Source organism: Mesorhizobium sp. M0244, assembly GCF_040321795.1.
Lineage (GTDB): Bacteria > Pseudomonadota > Alphaproteobacteria > Rhizobiales > Rhizobiaceae > Mesorhizobium.
Genome location: NZ_JAMYSE010000029.1, coordinates 1 through 22,703 on the forward strand (window position 1 = coordinate 1; position 22,703 = coordinate 22,703).

General features: G+C 63.9%; 22 protein-coding genes. 12 read left to right on the forward strand and 10 right to left on the reverse strand.

Annotated elements, in window-relative coordinates; genetic code table 11:
* Nucleotides 1–159 precede the first annotated feature (159 nt).
* The 3 genes from NKJ08_RS18440 to kdgD all read left to right on the forward strand — a co-directional run bounded on the left by NKJ08_RS18440 (nucleotide 160) and on the right by kdgD (nucleotide 3,059).
* Nucleotides 160–1,233: an ABC transporter permease gene (locus NKJ08_RS18440; RefSeq protein ID WP_352527264.1), complete on the forward strand. Its 1,074-nt coding sequence runs from the start codon at nucleotides 160–162 to the stop codon at nucleotides 1,231–1,233.
* Nucleotides 1,230–2,057, forward strand: a complete 828-nt coding sequence (locus tag NKJ08_RS18445) for an ATP-binding cassette domain-containing protein (protein ID WP_352782557.1) — start codon at nucleotides 1,230–1,232, stop codon at nucleotides 2,055–2,057. Before NKJ08_RS18440 ends, NKJ08_RS18445 begins: the two co-directional genes overlap by 4 nt.
* A 69-nt stretch (nucleotides 2,058–2,126) precedes the next feature.
* A complete protein-coding gene (kdgD, locus tag NKJ08_RS18450; RefSeq protein ID WP_352782559.1) occupies nucleotides 2,127–3,059 on the forward strand; it encodes a 5-dehydro-4-deoxyglucarate dehydratase in 933 nt (310 codons plus the stop codon).
* Between the two features lie 36 nt (nucleotides 3,060–3,095).
* Here the strand turns inward: kdgD and NKJ08_RS18455 are convergent, their stop codons facing one another.
* Nucleotides 3,096–3,821: a FadR/GntR family transcriptional regulator gene (locus NKJ08_RS18455; protein WP_352778823.1), complete on the reverse strand. Its 726-nt coding sequence runs from the start codon at nucleotides 3,819–3,821 to the stop codon at nucleotides 3,096–3,098.
* A gap of 115 nt (nucleotides 3,822–3,936) precedes the next feature.
* Here NKJ08_RS18455 and NKJ08_RS18460 point away from each other — a divergent pair, with 115 nt between their 5' ends.
* Nucleotides 3,937–4,806 carry an NAD-dependent epimerase/dehydratase family protein gene (locus NKJ08_RS18460; RefSeq protein ID WP_352782561.1) on the forward strand — a complete coding sequence of 290 codons (870 nt, stop codon included), beginning with the start codon at nucleotides 3,937–3,939 and terminating at the stop codon, nucleotides 4,804–4,806.
* Between the two features lie 5 nt (nucleotides 4,807–4,811).
* On the opposite strand, the gene NKJ08_RS18465 is transcribed toward NKJ08_RS18460, so the two are convergent.
* Nucleotides 4,812–6,404 carry a GMC family oxidoreductase gene (locus tag NKJ08_RS18465; RefSeq protein WP_352782563.1) on the reverse strand — a complete coding sequence of 531 codons (1,593 nt, stop codon included), beginning with the start codon at nucleotides 6,402–6,404 and terminating at the stop codon, nucleotides 4,812–4,814.
* Between the two features lie 216 nt (nucleotides 6,405–6,620).
* Between NKJ08_RS18465 and NKJ08_RS18470 the strand changes: the two genes are divergently transcribed.
* The 4 genes from NKJ08_RS18470 (at nucleotide 6,621) to NKJ08_RS18485 (ending at nucleotide 11,331) form a co-directional block, all read left to right on the forward strand.
* On the forward strand, nucleotides 6,621–7,703 hold the full coding sequence (locus tag NKJ08_RS18470; RefSeq protein ID WP_352778827.1) for a sugar ABC transporter substrate-binding protein: 1,083 nt from the start codon (nucleotides 6,621–6,623) through the stop codon (nucleotides 7,701–7,703).
* Nucleotides 7,704–7,866: 163 nt separating this feature from the next.
* On the forward strand, nucleotides 7,867–8,850 hold the full coding sequence (locus tag NKJ08_RS18475; RefSeq protein ID WP_352782565.1) for an ABC transporter permease: 984 nt from the start codon (nucleotides 7,867–7,869) through the stop codon (nucleotides 8,848–8,850).
* A 5-nt stretch (nucleotides 8,851–8,855) separates the two neighbouring features.
* A complete protein-coding gene (locus NKJ08_RS18480; protein WP_352782612.1) occupies nucleotides 8,856–10,358 on the forward strand; it encodes a sugar ABC transporter ATP-binding protein in 1,503 nt (500 codons plus the stop codon).
* A 4-nt stretch (nucleotides 10,359–10,362) separates the two neighbouring features.
* The gene (locus NKJ08_RS18485; RefSeq protein WP_352782567.1) at nucleotides 10,363–11,331 is read left to right on the forward strand and encodes an ABC transporter permease; all 969 of its coding nucleotides are present in this window, start codon (nucleotides 10,363–10,365) and stop codon (nucleotides 11,329–11,331) included.
* A gap of 83 nt (nucleotides 11,332–11,414) precedes the next feature.
* On the opposite strand, the gene gloA is transcribed toward NKJ08_RS18485, so the two are convergent.
* Nucleotides 11,415–11,831, reverse strand: coding sequence for a lactoylglutathione lyase (gene gloA / locus NKJ08_RS18490; RefSeq protein ID WP_352527255.1), 417 nt, complete (start codon nucleotides 11,829–11,831; stop codon nucleotides 11,415–11,417).
* 119 nt (nucleotides 11,832–11,950) lie between these two features.
* On the opposite strand from gloA, the gene NKJ08_RS18495 reads away from it, so the two are divergent.
* Both NKJ08_RS18495 and NKJ08_RS18500 read left to right on the forward strand, forming a co-directional pair.
* Nucleotides 11,951–13,435 (forward strand): FAD-binding oxidoreductase, encoded by a 1,485-nt coding sequence (locus tag NKJ08_RS18495; RefSeq protein ID WP_352527254.1) that lies wholly within the window; start codon nucleotides 11,951–11,953, stop codon nucleotides 13,433–13,435.
* 3 nt (nucleotides 13,436–13,438) lie between these two features.
* On the forward strand, nucleotides 13,439–14,224 hold the full coding sequence (locus NKJ08_RS18500) for a FadR/GntR family transcriptional regulator (RefSeq protein ID WP_352527253.1): 786 nt from the start codon (nucleotides 13,439–13,441) through the stop codon (nucleotides 14,222–14,224).
* A 33-nt stretch (nucleotides 14,225–14,257) separates the two neighbouring features.
* On the opposite strand, the gene NKJ08_RS18505 is transcribed toward NKJ08_RS18500, so the two are convergent.
* Nucleotides 14,258–15,184, reverse strand: coding sequence for an NAD(P)-dependent oxidoreductase (locus NKJ08_RS18505; RefSeq protein ID WP_352782570.1), 927 nt, complete (start codon nucleotides 15,182–15,184; stop codon nucleotides 14,258–14,260).
* A 113-nt stretch (nucleotides 15,185–15,297) separates the two neighbouring features.
* On the opposite strand from NKJ08_RS18505, the gene NKJ08_RS18510 reads away from it, so the two are divergent.
* Nucleotides 15,298–16,044: a FadR/GntR family transcriptional regulator gene (locus NKJ08_RS18510; protein ID WP_352527251.1), complete on the forward strand. Its 747-nt coding sequence runs from the start codon at nucleotides 15,298–15,300 to the stop codon at nucleotides 16,042–16,044.
* An 8-nt stretch (nucleotides 16,045–16,052) separates the two neighbouring features.
* On the opposite strand, the gene NKJ08_RS18515 is transcribed toward NKJ08_RS18510, so the two are convergent.
* The 5 genes from NKJ08_RS18515 to NKJ08_RS18535 form a co-directional block, all read right to left on the reverse strand.
* Entirely contained in the window at nucleotides 16,053–16,784 is a 732-nt protein-coding gene (locus tag NKJ08_RS18515) for an ABC transporter ATP-binding protein (protein WP_352527250.1), read from the reverse strand.
* Complete coding sequence (locus tag NKJ08_RS18520; RefSeq protein ID WP_352527249.1) at nucleotides 16,781–17,506, reverse strand: ABC transporter ATP-binding protein; 726 nt, start codon at nucleotides 17,504–17,506, stop codon at nucleotides 16,781–16,783. Before NKJ08_RS18520 ends, NKJ08_RS18515 begins: the two co-directional genes overlap by 4 nt.
* Nucleotides 17,503–18,546: a branched-chain amino acid ABC transporter permease gene (locus NKJ08_RS18525; RefSeq protein ID WP_352527248.1), complete on the reverse strand. Its 1,044-nt coding sequence runs from the start codon at nucleotides 18,544–18,546 to the stop codon at nucleotides 17,503–17,505. The genes NKJ08_RS18520 and NKJ08_RS18525 overlap by 4 nt, the downstream gene beginning before the upstream one ends.
* Nucleotides 18,543–19,424 carry a branched-chain amino acid ABC transporter permease gene (locus tag NKJ08_RS18530; RefSeq protein ID WP_352527247.1) on the reverse strand — a complete coding sequence of 294 codons (882 nt, stop codon included), beginning with the start codon at nucleotides 19,422–19,424 and terminating at the stop codon, nucleotides 18,543–18,545. Before NKJ08_RS18530 ends, NKJ08_RS18525 begins: the two co-directional genes overlap by 4 nt.
* 95 nt (nucleotides 19,425–19,519) lie before the next feature.
* Nucleotides 19,520–20,740, reverse strand: coding sequence for an ABC transporter substrate-binding protein (locus NKJ08_RS18535; RefSeq protein ID WP_352782573.1), 1,221 nt, complete (start codon nucleotides 20,738–20,740; stop codon nucleotides 19,520–19,522).
* Between the two features lie 164 nt (nucleotides 20,741–20,904).
* On the opposite strand from NKJ08_RS18535, the gene NKJ08_RS18540 reads away from it, so the two are divergent.
* Nucleotides 20,905–21,891: an aldo/keto reductase gene (locus NKJ08_RS18540; RefSeq protein WP_352527245.1), complete on the forward strand. Its 987-nt coding sequence runs from the start codon at nucleotides 20,905–20,907 to the stop codon at nucleotides 21,889–21,891.
* Between the two features lie 15 nt (nucleotides 21,892–21,906).
* Here NKJ08_RS18540 and NKJ08_RS18545 read toward each other — a convergent pair whose 3' ends face one another.
* Nucleotides 21,907–22,293, reverse strand: coding sequence for a hypothetical protein (locus tag NKJ08_RS18545; RefSeq protein ID WP_352782575.1), 387 nt, complete (start codon nucleotides 22,291–22,293; stop codon nucleotides 21,907–21,909).
* Between the last annotated feature and the right edge of the window lie 410 nt (nucleotides 22,294–22,703).

Consider the following 22,703-nt stretch of genomic DNA (forward strand, 5'->3'; position numbering starts at 1 on the left):
CCCCGGCGCGCCGACCTGACCCCACCACACGACCCCCCCCGGCCCTTGCGGGGGCGGCGGGGGTAGCAGCCAGCTGGGGTCCGCCTCCTGCCGGGCCCGGCAGTCGGCTCGCCTGTTTGACCCGCCTTTCGCCCAGAATTCGAAATCAGGAAGACAAAAGTGCCGTCAATTGAACTCAGCCCGGCAAGGAAGAACGCAGTTGGCGTCAGGATCCCGCATACGCTGACGGAGAGACTGCTCATCCTGCTGTCGCGCTATCGCGAAGCCAGCATCGCCGTCGTCGCCATCATTCTGGTGATCTATTTCCAGGTCGGCAGCGACGGCGGATTCCTGTCGCCGCAATTCATGAGCGTGGTGCTGCGCGACACCGGCCGCCTCGGCCTGATCGCCGCCGCCGAAGTGATGCTGATGATCACCGGCGAGATCGACCTGTCGCTGAGCGCCATCTTTTCGATCGCGCCCTATGTCATGGCGCTGTTGTCGGTCACATGGGGCGTGCCGCTTGCCGTCGGTGCGCTCATTGGCGTTTTGATCGGCGTGCTGGTTGGCGCCATCAACGGCATCATCACCGTACGCTTCAAGGTGCCGTCGCTGATCACCACGGTTGGCATGCTGTTCTTCCTGCAAGGCATCGTCGTTTCGATCTACAACAGCCAGCCGATCGTGGCGCCGGTCGAACAGCCGTTCAACGCGATCTTCGGCCAGAGCCTCTACCAGCCTTCGGATGGTCTGTTGTCGTTGCACGGCGTGACCGCCTTCACGCCGTTCCTGTGGACGGTGCTGATCGTGCTGGTGCTGGCGCTGGTGCTCAACCGGACCACCTTCGGTTTGCACACGATCGCCACCGGCAGCAACATCATCGGCGCCCGCGAGATCGGCGTGCGCACCGACCGGATGAAGATCTACAATTTCATGATCGCCGGCGGCTGCGCGGCCTTTGCCGGCATCATCAACACCGCCCAATTCACCTCCGCCGACCCGCAAGCCGGCAGCCCGTTTCTCACCTTGCAGGCCATCGCGGCGGCGGTCATCGGCGGAACGTCGCTGATGGGTGGCTCCGGCACCGTCATCGGCGCCTTGATCGGCGCCTTCGTGGTCGCCTCGCTCAACAACGGCCTGGTGATGATCGGCGCCCAGGCCACCGTTTCCGACATCTATCTGGGTGCCGCAATCATAGCCGCCATGGTGCTCAGCATCCAGGTCGACCGGCTGCGCACGAGGAGGCGCCTATGAACGCGCAGGCCATTCCGCCGCTGGTGCCCGACGCGCCGGTCATCCTCGAAATGTCGCACATTTCGAAAAGCTTCGGCGCCGTCACCGCGCTGGTCGACGTCTCGATCAAATTGCGCCAGGGCGAGGTTCTGGCGCTGGTCGGCGACAATGGCGCCGGCAAGTCGACGCTGATCAAGATCCTGTCCGGCTTCCATCAGCCGGATACCGGAACGATCGTCTCGCAAGGCAAGGAAGTGCGTTTCGCGTCGCCGCGCGACGCGCGCGCCCAAGGCATCGAAACCGTCTACCAGGACCTGGCGCTGGTCGGCGATCTCAGCGTCTTCCACAACATGTTCCTGGGCCGCGAATACCACAAGCGCATCCTTGGGCTGAACCTGCTCGACAACAAGAAGATGCGCGAACAGGCGCAGCTCTACCTCGACACGCTCGGCATCTCGATCCTCAGCGTCAACAGCACCGTCGACCTTCTGTCGGGCGGACAGCGCCAATGCATCGCCGTTGCCCGCTCGATCTATTCGTCGCCGAAGATCCTGGTCCTGGACGAACCGCTTGCAGCACTCGGCGTGCGCGAGAGCGCGCATGTTCTGGGGCTGATCCAGAACCTGCGCCAGCAGCGCCAGGTCTCGGTCATCCTGATCGTTCACAACTACAACCAGATTTTTGAAGTCTGCGACCGCATCAACTTCCTGCATTCGGGCGAGGTCGCGCTGGACGCCTCGACATCCGAGACGAGCGAGGAAGAACTGATCCGCATCGTCAAGTCGGGACTGGGCAGCAAGGCGATCGACGCCGCGGCAGCCGAAATCCGGCCAGGCATCCTATGACGGCCGCAAAAACCTTGCCGGCCCGACCCTCCAACCCAATTTGCCGGCCCCATACACGGAGTATTCGTTTTGACATTCTCACCTACTGAACTGACCAGATCCCTCGGCCGCGGGTTGCTGTCCTTTCCCCTCACCTTTTTTGACGATGCCGGCGCCTTCAACGAAGCGGGCTATCGCGCCCATGTCGCAAAACAAGGTGCGGCAGGTGCGGCCGGACTGTTCGCGGCCGGCGGCACCGGCGAATTTTTCTCGCTGACGCTCGATGACTACAAGCGCGTCGTGCGGGCGGCATCGGACGAAGTTCCCGACCATCTGCCGCTGCTCGCCGGTGTCGGCTACGGCACCCATATGGCGGTCGAGTTTGCCAGGGCAGCCGAGGCCAATGGTGCCGATGGGCTGCTGGTGCTGCCACCCTATCTGGTCAAGTCCGAGCAGGATGGCCTGCGCCGCCACCTGAAGGCGATCTGCCGTTCGGTCGGCATCGGCGTGATCGCCTACAACAGGGACAACGCGATCCTGACGCCTGAGACCCTCGACCAGCTCGCCGACGAGTGCCCGAACCTGATCGGACTTAAGGACGGCGTCGGCGACATCGAGCTTTTGACCGCATTGCGCTACCGCATGGCCGACCGCCTGATCTTCATCGGCGGCATGCCGACGGCCGAGGTCCATGCCAGTGCCGCCGCCGCCATCGGCATGACCACCTATTCGTCGGCGATCTACAATTTCGCGCCCGAGATGGCGCTGCGCTTCTTCGACGCCTTGCGTGCTGGGCGCATGTCTGAAGTCGGCGATCTCATCCGCAGCTTCTTCCTGCCCTACCTCGCCATCCGCAACCGTCGCGCCGGCTATGCCGTCTCGATCGTCAAGGCGGGCGCGCGCATTGCCGGGATCGACTGTGGCCCGGTCAGGTCGCCGCTTCTCGACCTGACCGCGGATGAGGAGCGGCAGCTTTCGGCGCTCATGCAGTCCTGCCGACTGCCGGTCGGAGAGCTGGTGTGACATTGGGATCGATCGGCGATCGGGTTTGAGGCCGTGCTACGATCTGGCGTCGACCATGCGGCGATAACGCTCCCGGCCGGCCTCGAGATGTTCGCGCAAGGTAAAGCGGGCGGCCTCGACGTTTTGCCGCTCGATGGCCTGGTAGATGCGCCGGTGCTCCATCTGCACTTGCTCGAGATAAAGCCGCCGCTGCTCCGGCGTTTCCGATCGCGGACGGATCGACTGCCGCGGGATGACGACGGGTCCGAGAAAATGCATGAACCGCTCGAAATAGGGATTGCCGGTCGCCGATGCGATCGCCCGGTGAAAGGCAAAGTCCGGCTCGATCGCGCTGTCGCCCGCCGCGATCGATTGATCGATGGCGTCAAGGCAATCGCGCATGCGGGCAAGGTCGTCGTCGCTGCGCTTCTCGGCGGCGATGCCCGCCGCTTCCAGTTCCACGGCGAGCCGCAGCTGCAGCACGTTCTGGACTTCCGTCAGCGAGTGAAGCTCGTCGGACACAATGCGGAACGTGGTGTTGGCCTGTTGGTCGGCGACGAACACACCAGACCCCTGACGGCTGACCACCAGCCCTTCAGAGCGCAGCGAGGCCATCGCTTCGCGTATGACCGTGCGGCTGACCCCGAACTGCGAAATCAGTTCCTGCTCGGTCGGCAGTTTCTCGCCGCTGATCAGATGGCCGGCGTGTATCTCGCGGGCAAACCAATCCGCGACTTGCGCCGTGCGGCTGATCTGAGGGGGAAGGCCAAAGGAACGTTTCATCACCACCAAGCAATAAACGAACCGCCGTTCTTCGCAACCGCTTATTTATAGGGTGATATGATGAAATTCACGACGCTGATTGCCAGCGATTGCCATGGCCCGGCTGGAACGGAGCATGGCTCACGATGATCTCTTGAGCGCGAAAGGACAAGGATTGGCTCTTTCCGACAGACCGGTGCTGTTGACCGGAGCATCAGGTACGATCGGGCGCCTGCTGGCAAGCAGGCTCGCCGCTCTCGGCTGGACGCTGCGCCTGACCGATGTCGTGCCCTTGCCGATCGCGCTTCCGCAAGACGCGACATTCGATGTCGTCGATCTTGAGAACCAAGGCGCGGTGAATGAACTCGCCAAGGGATGCGGCTTGATCCTGCATTTCGGTGGCGTCTCCACCGAACAATCCTTCGAGACGGTGCTCGGTCCCAATCTGCGCGGTAGCTTTCACATTTACGAAGCCGCGCGCAAAGAGAAAGCGCGGGTCGCATTTCCTTCCTCCGTGCATGCGGTTGGCCTCTACGAGCGGACGGAGATCCTCGACCAGGATTGCCTGCTGCGTCCGGACGGCTATTACGGTCTGTCGAAGGCCTATGGCGAGATGCTGGCGCGGCTCTACTTCGACAAGCACGCGGTGGAAAGCGTGCTGATCCGCATCGGCTCGGTGCTGCCTGAGGTGCCGGACGAACGGATCCTGTCGACCTGGATATCGCACGACGATTTCGTGCGCCTGATCGAGCGTTGTGCCGCGGCAGAGCATGTCGATTGCTCCGTCATCTGGGGTCAGTCCGACAACAGCCGCGGCTTCTGGCGAAACGATGCCCGCAAGAAGCTCGGCTGGGCGCCGCTCGACAGTTCCGACAGTCAGGCCGAGCGCGTCCGTGGCAAGGTGACGGACAACCCGGTGGTGGAGCGTTACCAGGGCGGCAAGTTCATCGTTGTCGACTACAGCCGCTCCGACTTTCCGCCGCGCTCCATGTTCCCCGAGGAGTGATCGACTTACGCCGGCAGCTTCCGCCCGGCGATCAGGTCGGCAGCCTTCTCGGCGATCATGATGACGGCGGCATTGGTGTTCGACGACACGATGCTTGGCATTACCGAACTGTCGCAAACGCGCAGACCCTGCAAGCCGTGCACGCGAAGTTCGGGGTCGACGACGCTGTCCATACCGCCGCCCATCCGGCAGGTGCCGACCGGGTGGTAGGCGCTGCGACCGTGCTCGCGCGCGAAGGCTTCCAGTCCTGCGCGCCCCTTCGTTGCTGCACCCGGAAGATGCTCGCGGCTGATGTATTTGGCGAAGGCCGGTTGCGACAGGATCTCGCGGCTGATCTCGATGCCGTCGATGGCGCGGTCGAGGTCGTAGCGCTCGGCGAAGGGGTTCGGATCGATGACCGGCGGCTCGCGCAGATCAGCCGACCGCAGCGTGACGCTGCCGCGCGAACGAGGCCGCACATGATAGGAATTCAGCGTGCAACCATTGCCGCCTGGGACCGAGCCGATGCCTTCCTCGACGCCGGCGCCGGGCAGGAAATGAAACTGGATGTCGGGGGTTTTCTCGGTGCGGTCGCCCCACCAGAAGGCGCCGGCTTCGACAATGTTCGAAGCCACCGGCCCCTTGCCGAACAGCGCATATTCGAGGCCGGCCACGGCCTGCCAGCGCTTCTTCTTGTAGCGGTCGATGCCGTGCGGTCCGTTCAGTTCGGCGACGACGTCGACATCCATGTGATCGTGCAGATTCTCACCGACGCCGCCCAAATCGTGGACCACCTTGATGCCGTGCTCCCCGAGATGGGCAGCGGGGCCGATGCCGGACAGCATCAGCAGTTTGGGCGAGCCAATGGCGCCAGCGGTGACGATCACCTCGCGCTCCGCGCGCAGCAGTTCGGGGCGGCCGTTGACGATGATCTCGACACCGATGGCGCGGCCGTTCTCGACGACGATACGGCTGACCGTGACGTTGGTGCGCAGCGTCAGGTTTTCGCGACCCATCGCGGGCTTGAGATAGGCGACCGCGGTGCTGCTACGGCGGCCGTTGCGCGTCGTCGTCTGATAGAAGCCGGCGCCTTCCTGCTCGCCGGCGTTGAAATCGGCTCTGAATGGAAGACCGGCCTGTTGCGCGGCCTTGACGAAGACACGCGTCAGCGGATGCGGCGCGCCGCTGGAAACGCCGAGCGGCCCTTCCGTGCCATGCTGCGATCCGGCGAAAGTGTCATTGCCTTCGGAGCGCCGGAAATACGGCAGCACGTCGGCATAGCTCCACCCCGTACAGCCATCGTCAGCCGCCCAGCCGTCGTAGTCCTCAGGGCAGCCGCGAGTGAACACCTGCGCATTGATCGAGGAACCGCCGCCGAGCACGCGCGCCTGCGGATAGACCATGGTGCGGCCGTCGATCGCCTTGCCGGGCGCCGTGTCGTAGCCCCAGATCAGCGGCCCGGATGTCATCTTGAAGAAGCCGACCGGCATGTGGATGTAGCGATCGGTGTCAGGCGGCCCGGCCTCGAGCAGGGCGACAGACAGGTCGGGATCCTCGCTCAGCCTGGCGGCGAGAATGCAGCCCGCAGAGCCGCCACCGACAATGATGTAATCCGGCATTCCGCCTCCCTTGCCATGGCCGAAAATCAGCACCCGGCTTTCATGTGCGCGACGATCTCAAGTCGCTTGTGTCGCGTCAAGAGAAAGGGTATGGTTATCGTGTTGAAGGGTTGTCGTACAAGTGGAGGAACTTGACGACCCTTCTATCGGAGGCTCGGCCGCGCTGCCCGCGCATGCCGCCGGGCGGGAAACAGAATTCAACTGGGAGGTTTGGTAATGAAGGACAGGAAGAGTTTGACGCTTTCCGGCACAGTCAGCCGCCGGACACTGATGCTGGGCGCGACGGCCGGAGTGGCGGCACTTGCCATGCCAAGGGTGCTGCGCGCGCAGGAAAAGCCGACGCTGGTGACATCGATCCGCTCGCTATCCAACCCCTACCATGCGGTGTGGAAGACCGGCGCCGAGGCCTATGCCAAATGGGCCGGGCTCGAGCACGTCACGCTGGTTTCGGAAGGCAACAGCGAGAAGGGCATCGCCGACATCAAGGCCATGCTCGCCAAGACCGGCGGCAACATGGTGCTCAATTCCGATCCCAACGATACGCCGGACGCGCGCCCGATCGTCGAAGCCTGCGCCAAGGCCGGCGCCTATGTCGTGACGCAGTGGAACAAGCCGCCGGACCTGCACCCGAAGGACTTCAACCCGAACTACGTCTCCCACATCGAGTTCGACGGCATCTCAAGCGGCAAGACCATCGCCGAGATCCTGTTCAAGACGATCGGCGGCAAGGGCGGCATCGTCGCGCTTGGCGGGCTGATCTCGACCACGGCGGCGATCGAGCGCAAGAAGGGCCTCGACGCGGCGCTCGCCGCCAATCCCGACATCAAGCTGCTCGACTTCCAGGTCGCCAATTGGAAATCGACCGAGGCCTTCGACCTGATGGGCAATCTGCTCACCCGCTTCGGCGACGACATCAAGGGCATCTGGGCCGCCAATGACGACATGGGCTCCGGTGCACTCGAAGCGCTGCGCGCCGAGAACCTTGCCGGCAAGGTGCCGATCGTCGGTGTCGACGGCATCAAGACGGCGGTCGATGCGGTGCGCACCGGCGAGTTCGCCTGCACCGTCACCTCGGATCCGTTCTGGCAGGGCGGCATGGGACTGGCCATCGGCTACAATGCCAAGATCGGCAAGTTCGATCCGACCAAAGAACCGCCGGAGCACCGCGAATTCTACGGCAAGGCGGTGCTGATTTCGCACGACAATGTCGAGGAGTATTACAAGACCAATGTCGACGCGAAGCCTGAGATCGACTGGAACGATCTGTGGGGTCGGGTGACCGGGGCCATCCGTACCTGACCACCCGAGCGGGCCTGCTAACTCCCTGGCGGCCCGCTCCCCTTTGCAGGCGTCGTGCATTGCATCCGCATCGGCGACTGTCATGACGCAGACGGGAAGCGGTTTCTTGACAATCAATACAGAACCCCTGAAGTCCGTTTCGGACATTGAGCGGACGACGCTTATGACACTGATCCCCGCCCGCATCGCCGGCCTGTTCGGCGGCAGGCGCTGGCGCAGCCTGGCGCCGCTCGCGGTGCTGATCGTGCTGTGCGTGCTGATCGCCATTGCCAATCCCAATTTCATCGAATTGCGCAATCTGGTGCGCCTCGCCAACTCCGCCGCCGTGCCGCTGACGCTGGCGATGGGCCTGACCTTCATCATTCTGATGGGCAGCATCGACCTTTCCGTCGAGGGCACGCTGTCGGTGGCAGCGATGGTGGTCGTGCTGCTCGCCGCCAATGACAGCAATGGCAACGACTATGGCTGGTGGGGGGTGCTGGCCGCGGTGATCGCCGGTACCGCCATGGGTTTTGTCAGCGGCCTCGTCCAGACCATGCTGCGCATCCCTTCCTTCATGGCCACGCTGGGCATGTGGTTCATCGGCCTTGGCCTGTCGGTCTATATGCTCGGCGGCTCGGCGATCCGGCTCAACGACGCCACGATCCGCGACCTGGCATTGACCCGCTTCCTTGGCCTGCCGCTGGCGGTGTGGGTCGCCACCGGGGCGTTCCTGCTCGCCACGGTGATCCAGTATCACACCAGGCTCGGGCGCCACATCCTGGCCATCGGCGGCGACGAGGATGTCGCCAAGCTCTCCGGCGTCAATGTGGTGCGTGTGCGCATCACCGCTTTCGCACTGGCCGGTTTCTTCTTCGGCATCGCTGGCGTCCTTGCCGCGGCCCAGCTCGGCCAGTCGCATGCCGTCATCGGCGACGGCAGGTTGTTTGCCGCGGTCACCGCGGTCGTCGTCGGCGGCACGGCGCTGACCGGTGGCGAAGGCGGCGTCGTCAACACGCTGATCGGCGTGCTCATCGTCACCGTGCTTGCCAACGGCATGATCCTGCTCGGCATCTCGCCCTATATCCAGCAGACGGTGCAGGGCCTGATGATTATCGCCGCGGTGGCGCTGTCGCTCGACCGCGTTCGCCTCAGAATAGTGAAGTGAGCGCCATGCTGTGCGCTGCCGGCATCACCAAGACATTTCCCGGCGTGCATGCCTTGCGCGATGTCAGCATCGAGGTCAGGCCGAACGAGGTGGTCGGGCTGATCGGCGAGAACGGCGCCGGCAAGTCGACGCTGATGCGGGTGCTGGCCGGCAGCTACCGGCCGGACGGCGGCAGCCTGACCCTCGACGGCGAGCAGCTTCGCATGCGCAATCCGCGCGACGCGGCACGGCATGGCATCGGCATGGTGTTCCAGGAACAGTCGCTGGTGCTCAATTTGACGGTCGCCGAAAACATCTATCTCGGTCAGGAAGACCGTTTTACGCGCTTCGGCATCGTCAACTGGCGCGGCTTGAATGCAGCGGCACGCCGCCAGCTCGGCAAGATCGGCATCGACATCGATGTCACCGCACGCACCTCCGAACTCACTTTCGCCGCGCGCCAGATGGTCGAACTGGCCAAGGCGCTGACGCTGGAGGAAATGGTCGAGCGGCCGCTGCTGATCCTGCTTGACGAACCGACTTCGGTGCTCAATGCCGCCGACATCGAGGTGCTGTTCGCGCGCGTCCGTTCGCTCAAATCCCGCGCCAGCTTCGTTTTCGTCTCGCACCGTCTCGACGAGGTGCTGGCGATCTCCGACCGCGTCTACACCATGAAAGACGGCGCGGTGGTCGCCGAACACCGCACGGCCGATGTCACCGCGCCGCAGCTGCACGAGATCATGGTCGGGCGGGGGCTGCAGGCCGAATACTATCGCGAGGCCCGCCAGCAGGCGCCGCGCAAAGAGACGATGGTCGAAACCAGGGGGCTCGGCGTCGCCGGCGCCTACCATGGCGTGGACCTCAGGATCAGGGCCGGCGAGATCGTCGGCATCGCCGGTGTCGTCGGTTCTGGCCGCGAGGAAGTCACCCGCACGGTCGGCGGGTTCCTTCAGCACAGCGCAGGCGAAATGAAGATCGCCGGTGACGCGGTGCATTTCGGCTCACCGGAGCCGGCCGTGCGCAAGGGCATAGGCTATGTGCCGCGCGAGCGGCGGCTCGAAGGTCTCGTCATGTTCCTGTCGATCGCCGAGAACATCTCGCTGGCCGACCTGTCGAGCGTCATGCGCCATGGCGCGATCGACTATGGCAAAGAGCGCCGGCTCGCCGCCGACTGGATCAAGCGGCTGCGCATCAAGGCGCCCGGCCCGGACGCCGCCTGCCGCAAGCTCAGCGGCGGCAACCAGCAGAAGGTGGTGCTGGCGCGCTGGATGACGGCGGGCTCGCGCATCCTCGTGCTCGACCATCCGACAAGGGGGCTTGATGTCGGCGCCAAGGAAGAGGTCTATGAACTGGTTCGTGATCTCTGCGAGCGGGGCGTGGCGATCCTTTTGATCTCCGACACTCTGGAGGAGACGATCGGCCTGTCGCATCAGGTGCTGGTGATGCGCGACGGCGAGATCACCGCGCGCTTTGATGCCAGCCCGGGAAACAAGCCGAACCAGGTCGATCTTTTGCGAGCCATGGTGTGAGCCGATGAATGAAGCTTTTTCGCTGAGGCGCATCTTCGAAGGCAAGTGGACGCAAGGCGCCATTCCGCTGGTCCTGCTTGTCGCGCTGCTTTTGATCATCGAGATCGCCGCGCCCGGCTTTCTCACCGGCGAAACCGTGGCGCTTTTGTTCGCCAACACGGCCGTGCTGTTCATCCTGGCGACCGGCGTCACCTTCGCCATCCTGCTCGGTGGCATCGACCTGTCGATCCAGGCGGTCGCTTCGCTGGCAAGCGTGATCCTGGCGCAGTCGCTGCCGTCGCTCGGGCTGGCCGCGTTTCCGGTGGCGATCCTGTCCGGTCTCGCCTTCGGGATGTTGAGCGGCATCGTCCATGTCAAGCTGCGCGTGCCGTCTTTCGTGGCGACGCTGGCCACGGGCGGCGTTGTTACCGGCATTGCGCTTTGGGTTTCCGACGGCCGCGCCATCACCATCGAGGAAGCGGGGCGCGAAAACACCGCCTGGATCAATGCGACAGTCGCCGGGGTTCCGGTGGTGGTGCTGATCTCCGCGGTGATCGGCATCGCCGGCTTTCTCGCGCTGCGCTACACGCGCTCCGGCCGCCAGGCGATCGCCGTCGGCGCCGGCGAGCCGGCCGCCTGGGCCGCCGGCATCAATGTCGACCGCACCAAGATCATCGCCTTCGCGGCGTCCGGAATGCTGGCCGCCATCGCCGGCGTGGTGCTGGCAGCTAGACTGTCGAGCGGTTCGCCGGTTCTCGCTAATCAGCTGCTGCTGCCGGCGATTGCCGCCGTCATCGTCGGCGGCACGGCCATCACCGGCGGGCTGGGAGGGGTTGCCCGCACGGCGGTCGGCGCGCTGATCATCTCGATCGTGCGCATCGGCATGACTTTCGTCGGCGTCAACATCTTCCTTGAAAACATGGTGTTCGGCGCGGTGCTCATCGCCGCCGTCGCCATCACCATCGACCGCAGCAAGATCGCGGTCATCAAGTGACAGAGCTTTCCGCACCGCCTCCCAAGCAAGCGCGGACCGGACGGGGTCGCATCAAAAGCTCGATGCGGCCCCGCCTGATCAGGTCACTGCATCGTGTCGAGGCCGATCAGCTCGATCTTGTAGCCGTCCGGGTCCTCGACGAAAGCGATATGGGTCGTGCCGTGCTGCATCGGTCCGGGCTTGCGCGGGATCTTGGCGCCCCGGTTCTCCAGTTCGGCGCAGACGGCGTAGATGTCGTTGACCCCAAGTGCGAGATGGCCGAAGCCGGTGCCGATCTCATAGGGCTCCTCGCGCCCCCAGTTCAGCGTCAGTTCGACAACGGCCTCCTTGTCCTCCGGCCCATAGCCGACAAAGGCATTGGTGAACTTGCCGCCAGAATAGTCGTCCCGGCGCAGCAATGTCATGCCGAGAACCTCGGTGTAGAAGGCAATCGACTTGTCCAGGTCGAGAACCCTGATCATGGTGTGCATATAGCGGAAGCGGCCTGCGGCGTCGCTCATGGGGAAAGTCCTCCGAATACAGCGATTTGTGTGTCTGATTATCCGCATCAAACGGTTGGCGGTCATACAACCTCGCTTGATGTTCTTAATCAGGGTTGTATGATAACACGACAAGTACGATGGTTGTCCAGTCGTTTTCCGAGGGATCGCTGAGCCAGATCATGAATGCCGTGCAGCCCACCTCCGCATCGCTGATCGCCACGCTGGCCGGCGTGCTGCCGAATGGCGGGCTGCTGACCGCCGAGGACGATCTGGCGCGCTATAGCCGCGACTGGTCGGGCGACCATTTCGGCCGCCCGCTGGCGGTAGCGCGTCCAGCTTCGGTCGAGGAGATGTCGGCGCTGATGCGGCGCTGCCACGAGGAGCGTATTCCGGTGGTGCCGCAGGGCGGTTTGACCGGCCTCGTCGGCGCGGCGGTGGCCGCAGAAAGCGGTGAAGTGGTGATCTCGCTGGAGCGCCTGAACAAGATCCGCTCCGTCAGCCCGATCGATTTCGCCATGGTGGTCGAGGCCGGCTGCATTCTCGAGGACGCCAAGCGCGCCGCCGACGAGAACGACTGCCTGCTCCCGATCACCTTCGGGGCGCAGGGAAGCTGCCGCATCGGCGGCAACGTCGCCACCAATGCCGGCGGTTTCAACGTGCTGCGCTACGGCATGACCCGCGACCTCGTGCTTGGGCTGGAGGTGGTTCTGGCCGACGGCCGCGTGTGGAACGGGCTGAAGGTGCTGCGCAAGGACAATCGCGGCTATGATTTGAAGCAGGTCTTCATCGGCTCAGAGGGCACGCTCGGCATCGTCACCGCGGCGGCGCTGAAGCTGTTTCCCAAGCCGACGCAAATCGAGACGGCGTTGGTCGGGCTGCGCTCTGTCGAGGACGCCATGGCGCTCTATGCGCGGGCGCGGCGCGACTGCAGCGACCTGCTCACCGCCTTCGAATTGATCCTGCGCCGCGGCATCGAGATCACCATGCGCGAGCGCGCGGATTTTCCCGATCCGCTGACCAAGGCATACCCGGTCTATGTGCTGATCGAGGTTTCCGCCGGCGGGCTGATCGACCTTTCCTCCATGCTTTTGGGTTTTCTCGGCGGCGTCGAGAATCTGGTCGAGGACGGCGTCGTGGCATCGACGAGGGCCCAGGCTGAACGACTTTGGCTCTACCGAGAGATCATGGTCGAGCGCCAGGGACGCGGCGGCCGCTATCTGCGCACCGACGTCTCGGTGCCGATTTCCAGGCTCGCTGATTTCGTCGCTGACGCGCTGGCGGCGCTGGAGCGGACCCGCCCGGACGCGCTCGCCGTCACCTACGGCCATGTCGGCGACGGCAATATCCATCTCAACGTGGTGCCGCCGGAAGGCATGGCACCGGAAGCGATCGAGCACCTGTTCGAAGAGACGGAAGCGCAGATCTTTGCCATTGTCGACCGCTATGGCGGGTCGATCAGCGCCGAGCACGGCATCGGCCGGGTCAAGCAGAAGGCGTTCCTCGAACGCATCGATCCCGTGGCGCTCGACCTTGCGGCAGGCATCAAGGACGCGTTCGACCAACGCCGCATCTTGAGCAACGGGCGCATCCTGGCGTCCAAATCCTCCCTCGACTATAGGTGAGCGATGGCGCTGAAGCTCGACAAGGTCAATCGTGGTCCGCATCTCTCGACTCTGGTCGCGAGCTCGATCTCGCGCGAGATCGCGCAGGGACGCCTGAAGCCCGGCGACCAGCTGCCGACCGAGCAGGCCCTCGCGACCACATTCGGGGTCAGCCGCAACGTGGTGCGCGAGGCGATCGCACGGCTGCGCTCGGAAGGCCGCATCTGGTCGCAGCAGGGACGCGGCGCCTTCGTGGTGGAGAGCAACAACCCGACGGTGCTGACCATCGACTACGAGGCGCTGCAGCGGGCCGATTCCTTCCGCAGCCTGTTCGAACTGCGCGGCATCCTCGAAGTGCAGGCCGCGGCACTCGCCGCCAGGCGGCGTACCGATGCGGATCTCGCGGCGATGGGCGAAGCACTGGCCGGAATGCGTGCGGCACCTTACGGCAGCGTTGCCTGGCTGCGCAGTGACCTCGAGTTCCACCGCACTGTCGCCGAGGCGACGCGCAACAGCTACATGGGCCAGTTCCTGGTTTTCGTCTCCGAACGCGTGCGCGAAAGCATCCTGGCCGCCGGCAACCAGCAGAAGTCCGACGACATGGCCCGCATTACGCTCGGCGAGCACGAGCGCATCTTCGCCGCCATCCGCGCCGGCGATGTGGAGGCGGCGCAAACGGCCATGCGCGACCACCTGGCGGGTGCTGCCCTGCGCGTCGGGCTGCACGACGGTGACCCCGTTGCAGAGGCAGCCCCAGCGCTGCGGCACACAAGACTGAGGAAGGCTATCCGCAAGCAAGCCGCTGGATAACAGTGGCGCCCGGCCCTATCGGCCCGGCCCCCGTCACGTCGTTGGCCGCTCAACAAGCGAGACGCCGTTGAGGCCCGCAACAATATCGGACAGCGCCGGCACGAATTTCTCGCCATGGCCGGTGGCGACAGCGATGGCGAAGCCGTTGCGCACCGCCGCGCCGATCGGGTTGGCGACGCCGGCGGCTTGCGCGAATGAAGCGAGATAGGTCATGTCCTTCAGCGCATTGACGATGGCAAACCGCTGAGCATTCTCGTTGCGGTTCAGGACGAAGTCGAAGAAGGCCTGGTAGAAGCCGCAATCCATGCGGCTGCCCGAGATGACGCTGTTGAAGACCTGCGGCTTCAGCCCGGCTTTCGCGCCGAGCGTCAGCGCTTCCGAATAGATCGCTGAATAGCCCATCGAGACAAAATTGTTAAGCAGTTTCATGGTGTGGCCGCTGCCGGTCGGCCCGGTATGCACGATGCGCGCGGCGAAGGCTTCGAGCACCGGCCGCGCCCGGGCGACGGCCTCGGCCGGACCGCCAACCATGACGTCAAGCTTACCTTCGGTGGCTTCCTTGGGGGTACGCGCCAGCGGCGCATCGATCAGCGTCAGGCCCTGAGTGGCGAGTTCGGCCGCCAGTGCCGTCGTCGATGACGGGTTGGAGGTCGAGCAATCGATGATCAGCAGCTGTTTGCCAGCGGCAGCTTGTTCGTCCGCAGCGGCGGCCAACCCATCGGGCCCCTTGATCAGCATTTCGACCTCACGCGAGCCGGTAACGCAAAGGATGATGATGTCGGAGGCGGCGGCGAGCTTGCATGGGCTCGCCGCCTCGATGCCACCGGCGGCCAGCAGCCGGTCGGCGGCATCGCGGCTGCGATGCACCCAGACCGTCAGCGGCCAGCCCTTTTCGAGCAGATTGGCGGCCATGCCGGCGCCCATGCTGCCCAACCCGATGAAACCTACGCGTTCCTTCATGCAGTCCTCCAACCAAGGTCCTGCGCCTGCAGGTCCGCATTTCGTCACCTTGCAGTGAGCATCCGTCGATGCAATCCTTTGCCAGCGAATCGGATCGGGGGCTGCCTGCCGCAATGGCGGAAAATGAGACCATGCTTTTCGACGCCATACCGCAAGCGCCCAATCTGCGGACCGGGCTCGTCAACACGCTGATCGCGCAGATCGAATCCGGCGACCTGGCGCCGGGCCAAAGGCTGCCGACCGAGCAGGAGATCGTCGCTGCCACCGGCGTCAGCCGCACCGTGGTGCGCGAGGCGCTGGCGGCACTGCGCGCCCGCGGGCTGATCACCACGCGCCAGGGCCTCGGCGCTTTCGTCGCCAAGGATCCGCTGCCCAGGACCTTTTCGATCCTGCCGGACGATCTCGAATCGATCGACGAGGTGCTGCGCGTGCTGGAACTGCGCATGGGCATCGAGGTGGAAGCGACCGGCCTCGCCGCCGAACGGCGCAGCGACACGGCGCTCGAGCAGATGAGCGCGCGGCTGGATGCGCTGGAGGCGGCGGTGCGTGCCGGCGGATCGGGTTCGGAAGAGGATTTCGGCTTCCATCGTGCCATCCTCGCGGCGACGCGCAACGCCAATTTCACCCGGCTGTTCGACACATTCGGCAGCGCCATGATCCCGCGCCAATGGACCAGGCTCGATCGCATGACGGTTCCCGAACGGGAAAAATACCTGGCCCGCATGCAGCGCGAGCATCGGGCCATTCTCGCGGCAATAGAGGCCAGGGATGTCAACGCGGCGCGGCGCGCCATGCGCAGCCACCTGACCAAAAGCTATGCCCGCTTCGAGGAGTTGCGCGACAGGGCAAGCCACGACTGAGAGCTTGCTCATGCTGTGGCTCCCGCCACACCGCCGAGGTAGAGTTCCCGCATCAGCGACATGTCGCGTAATTCGGCGATTGCGCCTGAGACGACGATGCGGCCGTTCTGCATGAGATAGCCGCGCGAGGCGACCGACAGCGCGAGACCGGCATTCTGCTCGACCAGCAGCACCGAGGCACCGAAGCGCTCGCCGATGCCGAGAATGATGGCCTTGATCTCCTTGACCAGCAGTGGCGACAGGCCGAGCGACGGTTCGTCGAGCAAAAGCACGCGCGGTCGCGCCATCAGGCCGCGCGCGATCGCCAGCATCTGCTGCTGGCCGCCGCTCAGCGAGCCGCCCTTGTCGCACCGCTTGGTGGCGAGGATCGGGAAGAATGCCAGCATGGTCGCGAAATCGGCCTCGACGGCGTCATCGTCGCGGCGCGAGTAGGCGCCGAGACGAAGATTTTCCTCGACCGTCATGTCGACGAAGATTTTTCTCCCCTCCGGCACCAGCACGACGCCACGCCTGGCCATGATATCGGCGGAAAGCCCGGTCACGTCCGCGCCATCGAAAATGACGCTTCCGGCACGCGGCCGGACCAGCCCGGCGATCGCCTTGAGTAGCGTCGACTTGCCGGCGCCGTTGGGGCCGAGGATGGTGACGATCTCGCCTTTGGCCAGGGTCAGCGAGACGTTTCGGTTGACGATCGTCGGGCCATAGCCGGTGACGATCTCTGAAACGGCGAGCAGGCTCACAGGTCGCCTCCCAGATAAACTTCCAGGACCTTGGGATCGGCGAGCACCGCACCAGTCGGCCCGTCGGCGATCTTGGAGCCAAAGTCGAGCACGGCGAGGCGCCGGCACAGCATCTGCATCAGCTTCATGTCGTGGTCGATGACGCACACGGTGATGCCATGGCTGGGAAGCTGGCGGACCAGCCCGACAAGGGCGGCTGTTTCCCGACCGTTGAGACCGGCGGCGGGCTCGTCGAGCAGCAGCAGCGCCGGCTGGGTCGCCAGTGCTAGCGCAAGGCCGAGCAGGCGCAGGCTGCCGAACGGCAGCACGCCGGCCTTCTCGCCCGCGAGCGCCGTCAGGCCGACGAAATCGAGCAGCGCCTGCGGCGTCGGCCAAGGGGTGTTGGCGTTTGCTCCGGCTCGCACATGCTCGCCGGCGATCTGCACATTCTCCAGCACGCCGAGGCCGGCAAAGACCATTGCCTGCTGGAACGTGTAGCTGATGCCTGTCCGCGATATGGCATGCGGCGCCAGACCGGTGATGTCTCGCCCCCGAAACGACACGCTGCCGCCGCCGGGCTTGTGGACGCCGGTAACGACGTTGAAAAGGGTCGTCTTCCCCGAACCGTTCGGGCCGACAACACCGAGGATTTCGCCTTCCTCGATGGCGAGATCGACGCCTGACAATGCGGTGACGCCACCGAACCGTTTGCTCAACCCGCGGATTTCGAGGATCGGGCTCATCGCCGCGCCTCCGAAGGCGTGGTGCTGGCCGTGTCGAGCTCTTCCCGTTCCTGCTTCGGCCGCTCGCTTGCCAACAGCCTGCGAAAGGCCTGCCCGACGCCAGCGATCAACCCCTCCGGAAGAAGCAGGATGACGGCGATCAGGCAGACGCCGTAGACGATGCGCGACTGCACCGGATCGAGATTGAGCACCTCGGGCAGGAAGGCGACAAGAATGCCGCCTGCGAGCGGACCTGCGATCAGCCGGGCACCGCCGATCATCACCATCAGCGCCAGGTAGATGCTGGGGAATGAGGCGAACTGGGTCGGCGAGATGTGGCCGAGGAAATGGGCGAGCAGCACGCCGGAGATCCCGGCGAAGATGCCGCTGACGACAAAGGCGCCGATCTTGTGCCGGCCGACATTGATGCCGAGCGAGGCGGCAAGTTTCTCGTTCTCCCTGATGGCGCGCAGCGTGCGGCCATAGGGCGAATTGATGATCGCCCAGCTTGCCACCGCCGCCGCTGCCACGAAAGCCACCACCATCAGGTAGTAGCGCGTCAGGTCGCTCATATCGGCGCCGAACAGGGTGACCGGACCAACCAGGTCGAGGCCGGTCGCGGCGCCTGTATAGTCGCCGCCATTGGTGAGCACGATGGCCAGCAGCTGACCGAAGGCGAAAGTCATGATGACGAAATGATGGCCGCCGACCCGTAGCGACGGAATGCCGACGATCATCGCGAACAGGGCGCTCGCCAGCGCTGCCGCCGGCAGGGCCAGCCAGAAGCCGATGCCAAAGTCACGCGCCAGGATCCCCGCCGTATAGGCACCGACGCCGACAAGTGCCGCATGGCCCATCGACAGGATGCCGGTTTGGCCGAACAGCGCCGAAAGCCCGTAGAGCGCAATGACGTTGATGCCGGCCGAGATCGCCAGTGACAGGAAGCGATTGCTGGGCGAAAGCAGCGGCACCAGGGCGATCAGCACAAGGACCGTCAGCACCGGCAGCAGGGACCGCAAGGCGGAAATTGCGGAGCCGTTTGGCTGTCTGCTTGCAATCATGAGGCCATCCTGGGTCCGCTGGTGCCGCCGAAAAGGCCGTGCGGACGGAAGAGAAGCACAAGGATCATGAGGACGAAGGAGTAGGCATCGGTCCATTGCGAGAAGCCGTAGCCGGCGCTGAAGCCTTCGACGATGCCGAGGATAAGACCGGCGGCGACGGCGCCGTAGATGTTGCCGAGCCCGCCGATCAGCGCGACGGCAAAACCCTTCATGACCATGGTGCCGCCGGTGAAAGGCGTGATCGGAAACAGCGCGATGAGCAGCGCACCGCCAAGCCCGGCCAGCGCGCTGCCGAGCACGAAAACGCCGGTGATGTAACGGCGCACCGGAATGCCCATCAAAGCCGCGGTATCACGGTCCTCGACGCTTGCCCGCAGCGCCCGGCCGTAGCGGCTTGCCGTGATCATCCTGAAGCTCAGCGCCACGACGGCGATGGTGATCAGGATGACCATGACGCGAACGGAAGCGATCCGCACGCCGCCGACTTCCCAGACAGTGGTCAGCGGGCGCGGGATGCTCTTCTGGTTGGGGTTCCAGAATAGCACGACGACATGCTGCAGAACGACGATGAGGCCGAGCGAGACGATGAAGCCATTGGTCGGCCGCTCCAGCGTGAAGCGGAAAATGCCGCGCTCGAGCACAAAGCCCATGAGCCCGACCGCCAGTATCGCCAGCACGGCCGCCAGTGGGAAGCCGAGGCCGGCGCTGACGGCCAGCCAGGTGACGATGCCGCCGATCATCAGGAATTCGCCATGGGCGAAGTTGATGATGCCGGTCAGCCCGAAGATCAGCGTCACGCCAACGGCGATCAGCGTGATGACGCTGGCGATCGAAAGCCCGTTGAGGATCTGCTGTATGAAAATGTCCACGGCATGCATCCGCTGTTGACGTGGCGGCCGGCGATCCGGCCTTGTGCTGGACGGGGTGTTGGCGACGCGACCGGCGCCGCCAACACAAACGTGGGTCCAGGAGCTCAGCTCTTCGGCGCGTCCGCCGGCGGCTGCTGCATGGAGCAGGAAATGTCGCCGCCGGGGGCCGCGGCGCAGACCTCGGTGGCGTGGGTGACCTGATGCGTCGGGTTGAACGTCAAATCATCCGAGACCACGCCTTGGTGGTGGATCGACAGCAATGCTTCGACCGTCTTGTCCGGGTCGAAGCTGCCGGCCTTCTCCCACGCCTCGGCCAGGAAGTGGACATAGTCGTGGTAGAGCAGCGACACCGACGAGGTCACGCCGTGCGGAGCGCCGGCCGCGAAATAGGCGTCGAAATAGGCCTTGGCTTTCGGGTTGGACGACTCGCCCCAGCAGACGGGCACGCAGCTCATTGCCACCGGCACATCGGCCGAAAGCGCCTTCTCCTTCCAGATGCCGGGGTCGACACCGAACAGGAAGTAGCTCTTGGCAGCACCCAGTTCGAGCGCCTGCGGCAACGCGGTCAGCGTTGAATCCCCATTGTACCAAAAGTGGATGATATCCGGATTAAGGCTCTTGGCGCGGGTCAGGAAAGGCGAGAAATCGGTCGTGTCCGGTGGGTAGAATATGATGTCGGGAACGTCCTGCCCTTCCGCCTTGAGCGCCTTGAAATAGTAGGACGACAGGAACTGGCCGGTCGCGTCATTGCCGACGATCATGACCGACTTCTTCGGCTTGTAGCCGAGCAGCGGCTCGAGCAGCGTGAGCACGCCGCGCGCCGTCGATCCGGACCGCTGGAATTCCTGCGGCTCGGACTGGAAGAGATAGTGATCCTCACCGCTCGACTTGACCGAGTCCGGGTTGAGGATTTTCGCCAGCGTCGAATTGCCAGCGAAATGGATCACCTTCGCCGGCTGCGTGATCTTGGCCATCGCTAGCGTGAAATCATGGGTCTCCGATCCGAAGATCGCCTTGACCTTCACATCACGCACCAGTTCTTGGGTCGCCGCAATGGCGGTCGCAATGTCGGTGCGATCGTCGCGTTTGACCATTTCCAGCTTGTAGACCTTGCCGCCGACCTTGATGCCGCCGGCGTCGTTGATCTGCTTCACGGCAAGCCCGACGCCCGCCGGCAAGGTGTGACCGGCGGAGACGAACGAGCCTGATTCCGCCGCGACGACGCCGATCTTGACGATGTTGTCCGCGTCATCGGCGAACGTGGGATGCGCAAGCGCGCCAAGGCAGAATGCTGCCGACACGCCTGTTTTCAGAACGGTTTTCAACTTGAGATCCTCCCGACTCCAAATCATTGCAGTCTTACCGGGTTGTCATACAACACTGTTATCTGGTAAATCCAACGGCCGCGGATGTCAATCGCGTCATGATTTTGATTAAGTGCCGCGGGCAGGATGCGAATCGGCACACGGGCCGGAGCGAGGAACAGGACATGCAGTCACGGAAATTCGGCCGCACCGGCCGCGACGTCAGCGAGATCGGCTTTGGCTCATGGGCGATCGGCGCTGCCTGGGGCGAGGTCAATGACGACGATGCCGTGGCCGCCCTGTATGCTGCACTCGATGCCGGCGTCACCTTCATCGATACCGCCGACGTCTATGGTGACGGCCATTCCGAAAAACTTATTGCAAGGGTGATGAAGGAGCGCGGCGGCGAGCGGCCGTTCATCGCCACCAAGGCCGGAAAACGTCTGCCGGCGCAGACTGTCGAGGGTTTCAGCCAGAAGAACCTGACCGACTGGATCGATCGCAGCCTGAAATATCTCGAGGCCGATACGCTCGATCTGGTGCAGCTGCATTGCCCGCCGACCGACCTCTACTACCACCCGGAAGTGTTCGAGCGGCTCGACCGTCTCGTCGAGCAAGGCAAGATCCGCAACTACGGCGTCAGCGTCGAGCGCGTCGAAGAGGCGCTGAAGGCGATGGAATATCCCGGCGTCGTCAGCGTGCAGATCATCTTCAACGCCTTCCGGCAGCGGCCCTCGGAATTGTTCTTCGACCTGGCCAAGAAGAACGATGTGGCGATCATCGCCCGCGTGCCGCTGGCGAGCGGGCTGCTGTCAGGCAAATTCAAGGCCGACACCACATTCGAGGACAATGACCACCGCAAATTCAACCGCAAAGGCGAGGCCTTCGACGTTGGCGAGACCTTCTCCGGCGTGCCCTATGAAGTCGGGCTGGCGGCGGTCGAGCGCATCCGGCCGCTTGTTTCGGGCGACACGACGATGGCAAAATTTGCCCTGCGCTGGATCCTGATGTTCGACGCGGTCACGGTGGTCATCCCAGGCGCGCGCAATCCGGCGCAGGCCCGCTCCAATGCCGAAGCCGCAAATCTTGCGCCCTTGTCCGCCGACATCATGGGCAAGATCCGGGATATCTACGACCAGGACATCAAGCCCTACGTGCATCAGCGCTGGTGATTAAACGCCATGACGCTATCGATTGAGCAAGAGTACCGGCAACGGCGACGCAGATTTCTCCGCTGCTCTGCGAGGCTGACGGAATTCTGTTGCTGACAGCGCCACCGGACGGCGGCGCATTCGATCCAGCCGCATTGGCCAGGTTGGAGCACTTGCCCAGGGGCGTTTGTCGACGGCCGCATCGTGCAAGATCATCGGGTTGGTTGATGATCCAAATTCCCTAATCCCGTCCATGTACACACGCGAGTCGCTAAAAAATCCATTCGACGGCTGTACCTCTGTTTCATAAAAATGACACGCAGAGCCCTGTGCGATAATTTGCGAATGCCCAAAAAAATCTACCGGTAACCCCGATATCTGAGTGACCGAGAGGTACATCTTACTGATCTTCGGGATCGGCATTTTTACCCTCTATTCGCTGATGGCGGTCGTAGTAATGTCTATCAATCGTCCATTTTCGATATGTACTTCGATGTAGTGATACGCTGGCGGCATAAGCCAGTAGTAAACCCCCTAGGAACCCAAAGACCTTCATCTCCGCGGCGCGGTATGAAAGTTGCATGAATATTCGTTGTCGCGCCGAGGCCTGGACTAACGCGTACATCAAAACTCTGACACGATAGCCACTTTGTGAACCCTTCCGCGCCAAGGGCCAGGAATTTACGTCTGGCAAATTCTGTCGCCTCGTCATTGGAGGCGAATTTCCCCCAGATTTCTTTGTCATCTATCAATTGGTTAGTCGGGCAGCTTTCTGCCCGTTGCCGAGAGGCCTGCTCTGCCGTGGCCGCAGTGCAAAGCAACAGCGACACTGC

Excerpts from the sequence above, each read along its gene's own strand:
- NKJ08_RS18445 (WP_352782557.1), top strand. The coding sequence starts at position 1,230 with ATGAACGCGCAGGCCATTCCGCCGCTGGTGCCCGACGCGCCGGTCATC.
- NKJ08_RS18455 (WP_352778823.1), bottom strand. The coding sequence starts at position 3,821 with ATGAAACGTTCCTTTGGCCTTCCCCCTCAGATCAGCCGCACGGCGCAA.
- NKJ08_RS18460 (WP_352782561.1), top strand. The coding sequence starts at position 3,937 with ATGGCTCACGATGATCTCTTGAGCGCGAAAGGACAAGGATTGGCTCTT.
- NKJ08_RS18465 (WP_352782563.1), bottom strand. The coding sequence starts at position 6,404 with ATGCCGGATTACATCATTGTCGGTGGCGGCTCTGCGGGCTGCATTCTC.
- NKJ08_RS18470 (WP_352778827.1), top strand. The coding sequence starts at position 6,621 with ATGAAGGACAGGAAGAGTTTGACGCTTTCCGGCACAGTCAGCCGCCGG.
- NKJ08_RS18475 (WP_352782565.1), top strand. The coding sequence starts at position 7,867 with ATGACACTGATCCCCGCCCGCATCGCCGGCCTGTTCGGCGGCAGGCGC.
- NKJ08_RS18480 (WP_352782612.1), top strand. The coding sequence starts at position 8,856 with ATGCTGTGCGCTGCCGGCATCACCAAGACATTTCCCGGCGTGCATGCC.
- NKJ08_RS18485 (WP_352782567.1), top strand. The coding sequence starts at position 10,363 with ATGAATGAAGCTTTTTCGCTGAGGCGCATCTTCGAAGGCAAGTGGACG.
- gloA (WP_352527255.1), bottom strand. The coding sequence starts at position 11,831 with ATGAGCGACGCCGCAGGCCGCTTCCGCTATATGCACACCATGATCAGG.
- NKJ08_RS18495 (WP_352527254.1), top strand. The coding sequence starts at position 11,951 with ATGGTTGTCCAGTCGTTTTCCGAGGGATCGCTGAGCCAGATCATGAAT.
- NKJ08_RS18500 (WP_352527253.1), top strand. The coding sequence starts at position 13,439 with ATGGCGCTGAAGCTCGACAAGGTCAATCGTGGTCCGCATCTCTCGACT.
- NKJ08_RS18505 (WP_352782570.1), bottom strand. The coding sequence starts at position 15,184 with ATGAAGGAACGCGTAGGTTTCATCGGGTTGGGCAGCATGGGCGCCGGC.
- NKJ08_RS18510 (WP_352527251.1), top strand. The coding sequence starts at position 15,298 with ATGGCGGAAAATGAGACCATGCTTTTCGACGCCATACCGCAAGCGCCC.
- NKJ08_RS18520 (WP_352527249.1), bottom strand. The coding sequence starts at position 17,506 with ATGAGCCCGATCCTCGAAATCCGCGGGTTGAGCAAACGGTTCGGTGGC.
- NKJ08_RS18525 (WP_352527248.1), bottom strand. The coding sequence starts at position 18,546 with ATGATTGCAAGCAGACAGCCAAACGGCTCCGCAATTTCCGCCTTGCGG.
- NKJ08_RS18530 (WP_352527247.1), bottom strand. The coding sequence starts at position 19,424 with ATGCATGCCGTGGACATTTTCATACAGCAGATCCTCAACGGGCTTTCG.
- NKJ08_RS18540 (WP_352527245.1), top strand. The coding sequence starts at position 20,905 with ATGCAGTCACGGAAATTCGGCCGCACCGGCCGCGACGTCAGCGAGATC.
- NKJ08_RS18545 (WP_352782575.1), bottom strand. The coding sequence starts at position 22,293 with ATGCCGATCCCGAAGATCAGTAAGATGTACCTCTCGGTCACTCAGATA.